2 tRNA genes and 3 rRNA genes are annotated in these 5,569 nt (G+C 51.6%); all 5 read left to right on the forward strand.

Annotated elements, in window-relative coordinates:
* The first annotated feature begins 230 nt into the window (after positions 1-230).
* The 5 genes from AC0KVQ_RS16060 (at position 231) to rrf (ending at position 5,549) form a co-directional block, all read left to right on the forward strand.
* Positions 231-1,766 (forward strand): 16S ribosomal RNA (locus AC0KVQ_RS16060).
* Positions 1,767-1,829: 63 nt separating this feature from the next.
* Positions 1,830-1,906, forward strand: a tRNA-Ile gene (locus AC0KVQ_RS16065).
* 139 nt (positions 1,907-2,045) lie between these two features.
* Positions 2,046-2,121, forward strand: a tRNA-Ala gene (locus AC0KVQ_RS16070).
* Between the two features lie 268 nt (positions 2,122-2,389).
* Positions 2,390-5,279: ribosomal RNA gene (locus tag AC0KVQ_RS16075) — 23S ribosomal RNA — on the forward strand.
* 156 nt (positions 5,280-5,435) lie between these two features.
* Positions 5,436-5,549, forward strand: a 5S ribosomal RNA gene (rrf, locus tag AC0KVQ_RS16080).
* Together the 16S, 23S and 5S rRNA genes with 2 tRNA genes alongside form the textbook arrangement of a ribosomal RNA operon.
* Positions 5,550-5,569: the final 20 nt, after the last annotated feature.

Raw genomic sequence — 5,569 nt, forward strand, 5'->3', positions numbered from 1 at the left:
TTTGGGAGGTGGGTATAGTTCGGCCTCTCTGCTGCAGACGCAGCGAAGTTTGAAGCGCGAAACGTTGATTTTACAGTGTTTTTCGGTTTGAGCAACGATCTTTAACAGACTGCAATCGATGAGTGTGGGTATCTGATTCGGAGACGAAATTGATACCTGCACAGAAGTAAACAGCGATGATAATTCATCGCCAGTGATAACTTTGTGCATGGATCGAACGATTAGTATTTCAACTAAAGAGTTTGATCCTGGCTCAGATTGAACGCTGGCGGCATGCTTTACACATGCAAGTCGAACGGCAGCACGGGTGCTTGCACCTGGTGGCGAGTGGCGAACGGGTGAGTAATACATCGGAACGTGCCTATTAGTGGGGGATAACGCTTCGAAAGGAGTGCTAATACCGCATACGTCCTGAGGGAGAAAGCGGGGGATCTTCGGACCTCGTGCTAATAGAGCGGCTGATGGCTGATTAGCTAGTTGGTGAGGTAAAGGCTCACCAAGGCGACGATCAGTAGCGGGTCTTAGAGGACGATCCGCCACACTGGGACTGAGACACGGCCCAGACTCCTACGGGAGGCAGCAGTGGGGAATCTTGGACAATGGGCGCAAGCCTGATCCAGCAATGCCGCGTGGGTGAAGAAGGCCTTCGGGTTGTAAAGCCCTTTTGTACGGGAGCAAATCTTTGCGGTTAATACCTGCTGAGGATGAGAGTACCGTAAGAATAAGCACCGGCTAACTACGTGCCAGCAGCCGCGGTAATACGTAGGGTGCAAGCGTTAATCGGAATTACTGGGCGTAAAGCGTGCGCAGGTGGTTTTGTAAGACAGAGGTGAAATCCCCGAGCTCAACTTGGGAACTGCCTTTGTGACTGCAAGACTAGAGTGTGGCAGAGGGGGGTGGAATTCCACGTGTAGCAGTGAAATGCGTAGAGATGTGGAGGAACACCGATGGCGAAGGCAGCCCCCTGGGCTAACACTGACACTCATGCACGAAAGCGTGGGGAGCAAACAGGATTAGATACCCTGGTAGTCCACGCCCTAAACGATGTCAACTGGTTGTTGGGGTTTTCGAACCTTGGTAACGAAGCTAACGCGAGAAGTTGACCGCCTGGGGAGTACGGCCGCAAGGTTAAAACTCAAAGGAATTGACGGGGGCCCGCACAAGCGGTGGATGATGTGGATTAATTCGATGCAACGCGAAAAACCTTACCTGGTCTTGACATGTCGAGAACCCTCCAGAGACGGAGGGGTGCCGCAAGGAACTCGAACACAGGTGCTGCATGGCTGTCGTCAGCTCGTGTCGTGAGATGTTGGGTTAAGTCCCGCAACGAGCGCAACCCTTGCCATTAGTTGCCAGCATTCAGTTGGGCACTCTAATGGGACTGCCGGTGACAAACCGGAGGAAGGTGGGGATGACGTCAAGTCCTCATGGCCCTTATGACCAGGGCTTCACACGTCATACAATGGTCGGTACAGAGGGTCGCTAAGCCGCGAGGTGGTGCCAATCTCATAAAACCGATCGTAGTCCGGATTGGAGTCTGCAACTCGACTCCATGAAGTCGGAATCGCTAGTAATCGCGGATCAGCATGTCGCGGTGAATACGTTCCCGGGCCTTGTACACACCGCCCGTCACACCATGGGAGTGGGTTTCGCCAGAAGTAGCTAGGCTAACCGTAAGGGGGCCGGTTACCACGGCGGGATTCATGACTGGGGTGAAGTCGTAACAAGGTAGCCGTAGGGGAACCTGCGGCTGGATCACCTCCTTTCAAGAGAAGTTCTCTGGGTTAGGTACTCACACTCATCGATTGCGGTAGAAGATACAGAGAGCTGGGTCAGTAGCTCAGTCGGTTAGAGCACCGTCTTGATAAGGCGGGGGTCATAGGTTCGATTCCTATCTGACCCACCATTTGATCTAACGCTCACCATCGCGCTGCGTTGTCGCGGAATGGCTTGTGTACTGAATGTACACGGCGCCCTCCCGCTTCTAGCATCGCTCGATGATCGTTGATCAAAGAAGTGAAAGGCTCTGATAAAAAGTAACGACTGGGGGATTAGCTCAGCTGGGAGAGCACCTGCTTTGCAAGCAGGGGGTCGTCGGTTCGATCCCGTCATCCTCCACCACGCCTTGCGGCGAGCAGTCTGAAGGACTTAGAAATGAATGAATTTGAGCGGAAGGCTTGAGTTTATTTATTTCTGACTTCTTAAGTTAGACAATTATCTGTATCGATCTTTAACAAACAGAAGAAGCAATCTCAAATTTGTAGTAAAGAATTTGGGTAGATTGTATCGAGTTCTGGAATGGCATGTTCGAAAGGACGTGTTGTGACAGAAAGTCGCAAATACCGATTTCGATTAACCGAAAGCGCGTTTTACGTGTTTGAGGTTATAGGATCAAGCGAATAAGTGCATCTGGTGGATGCCTTGGCGATGATAGGCGAAGAAGGACGTGATAGCCTGCGAAAAGCTCGGGGGAGCTGGCAAATTAGCATTGATCCCGAGATGTCCGAATGGGGAAACCCGGCCCTTTTGGGTCACTCATGACTGAATACATAGGTCATGTAGAGCGAACGCGGTGAACTGAAACATCTAAGTAACTGCAGGAAAAGAAATCAACCGAGATTCCCAAAGTAGTGGCGAGCGAAATGGGAAGAGCCTGTATGTGATAGCGGAAGACTTAATAGAACGGAATGGAAAGTCCGGCCATAGTGGGTGATAGCCCCGTATATGAAAAGTCATTCGTGGTACTGAGCATACGAGAAGTAGGGCGGGACACGAGAAATCCTGTCTGAAGATGGGGGGACCATCCTCCAAGGCTAAATACTCATCATCGACCGATAGTGAACCAGTACCGTGAGGGAAAGGCGAAAAGAACCCCGGGAGGGGAGTGAAATAGAACCTGAAACCGGATGCATACAAACAGTGGGAGCCTACATTGTTGGGTGACTGCGTACCTTTTGTATAATGGGTCAGCGACTTACGTTCAGTAGCGAGCTTAACCGAATAGGGGAGGCGTAGGGAAACCGAGTCCGAATAGGGCGTCTAGTTGCTGGGCGTAGACCCGAAACCAAGTGATCTATCCATGGCCAGGATGAAGGTGCCGTAACAGGTACTGGAGGTCCGAACCCACTAGTGTTGCAAAACTAGGGGATGAGCTGTGGATAGGGGTGAAAGGCTAAACAAACTTGGAAATAGCTGGTTCTCTCCGAAAACTATTTAGGTAGTGCCTCACGTATCACCTTCGGGGGTAGAGCACTGTTATGGCTAGGGGGTCATCGCGACTTACCAAACCATTGCAAACTCCGAATACCGAAGAGTGCGAGCGTGGGAGACAGACATGGGGTGCTAACGTCCTGTGTCAAGAGGGAAACAACCCAGACCGCCAGCTAAGGTCCCAAATGACTAGTTAAGTGGAAAACGAAGTGGGAAGGCATAGACAGCCAGGATGTTGGCTTAGAAGCAGCCATCATTTAAAGAAAGCGTAATAGCTCACTGGTCGAGTCGTCCTGCGCGGAAGATGTAACGGGGCTCAAACTAGTAACCGAAGCTGCGGATATATGCTTTGCATATATGGTAGGAGAGCGTTCCGTAGGTCTGTGAAGGTGTGGTGTGAACCATGCTGGAGATATCGGAAGTGCGAATGCTGACATGAGTAGCGATAAAGCGGGTGAAAAGCCCGCTCGCCGAAAGCCCAAGGTTTCCTGCGCAACGTTCATCGGCGCAGGGTGAGTCGGCCCCTAAGGCGAGGCTGAGAAGCGTAGTCGATGGGAAACAGGTTAATATTCCTGTACTTGATGTAAGTGCGATGTGGGGACGGAGAAGGTTAGGTTGGCCGCCTGTTGGAATAGGTGGTTTAAGCGTGTAGGCGGGGGATTTAGGCAAATCCGGATCCCTGTTAACGCTGAGGCGTGATGACGAGTGAACTTGTTCACGAAGTAACTGATACCCTGCTTCCAGGAAAAGCCACTAAGCTTCAGCTTACATTGAACCGTACCGCAAACCGACACAGGTGGGCAGGATGAGAATTCTAAGGCGCTTGAGAGAACTCGGGAGAAGGAACTCGGCAAATTGACACCGTAACTTCGGGAGAAGGTGTGCCTCTATTAGGTGAAGTCGGACAGACGGAGCTGAAAGAGGTCGCAGAGAAATGGGGGCTGCGACTGTTTATCAAAAACACAGCACTCTGCCAAGACGAAAGTCGACGTATAGGGTGTGACGCCTGCCCGGTGCTGGAAGATTAAATGATGGGGTGCAAGCTCTTGATTGAAGTCCCAGTAAACGGCGGCCGTAACTATAACGGTCCTAAGGTAGCGAAATTCCTTGTCGGGTAAGTTCCGACCCGCACGAATGGCGTAACGATGGCCCCACTGTCTCCTCCCGAGACTCAGCGAAGTTGAAGTGTTTGTGAAGATGCAATCTCCCCGCTGCTAGACGGAAAGACCCCGTGAACCTTTACTGTAGCTTTGCATTGGACTTTGAACAGACTTGTGTAGGATAGGTGGGAGGCTATGAAGCGGTAACGCCAGTTATCGTGGAGCCGTCCTTGAAATACCACCCTGGTGTGTTTGAGGTTCTAACCTTGGTCCATTATCTGGATCGGGGACCGTGCATGGTAGGCAGTTTGACTGGGGCGGTCTCCTCCCAAATTGTAACGGAGGAGCTCGAAGGTTACCTAGGTACGGTCGGACATCGTACTGATAGTGTAATGGCACAAGGTAGCTTGACTGCGAGACTGACAAGTCGAGCAGGTGCGAAAGCAGGACATAGTGATCCGGTGGTTCTGAATGGAAGGGCCATCGCTCAACGGATAAAAGGTACTCCGGGGATAACAGGCTGATTCCGCCCAAGAGTTCACATCGACGGCGGAGTTTGGCACCTCGATGTCGGCTCATCACATCCTGGGGCTGTAGCCGGTCCCAAGGGTATGGCTGTTCGCCATTTAAAGTGGTACGTGAGCTGGGTTCAAAACGTCGTGAGACAGTTTGGTCCCTATCTGCAGTGGGCGTTGGAAATTTGAGGGGGGCTGCTCCTAGTACGAGAGGACCGGAGTGGACAGACCTCTGGTGTACCGGTTATCACGCCAGTGGTATTGCCGGGTAGCTAAGTCTGGAAGAGATAACCGCTGAAAGCATCTAAGCGGGAAACTTGCCTCGAGATGAGATTTCCCTGGGAATTTAATTCCCCTGAAGGGTCGTTCAAGACCAGGACGTTGATAGGTCGGGTGTGGAAGCGTGGTAACACGTTAAGCTAACCGATACTAATTGCCCGTGCGGCTTGATCCTATAACCTGAAACGCGTAAGTGCGACAGAAACGATCTACCCAAGATTGAACAAATTTGAGGCGTTGTTGATGAGTAGAAAGTCAGCGGCGTAGTAGTGATAAATGCTTCTTCTGAATCAGAGTGGTTGGTAAAAACCAGCTACTCAAACCGTTTATGTCTGGCGACATTAGCGAGGTGGTCCCACGCCTTCCCATCCCGAACAGGACCGTGAAACGCCTCAGCGCCGATGATAGTGCAGATTGCCTGTGTGAAAGTAGGTCATCGCCAGACTCCCCTTAAAAACCCCCAGC

Source organism: Formivibrio sp. oc-25, from assembly GCF_055810895.1.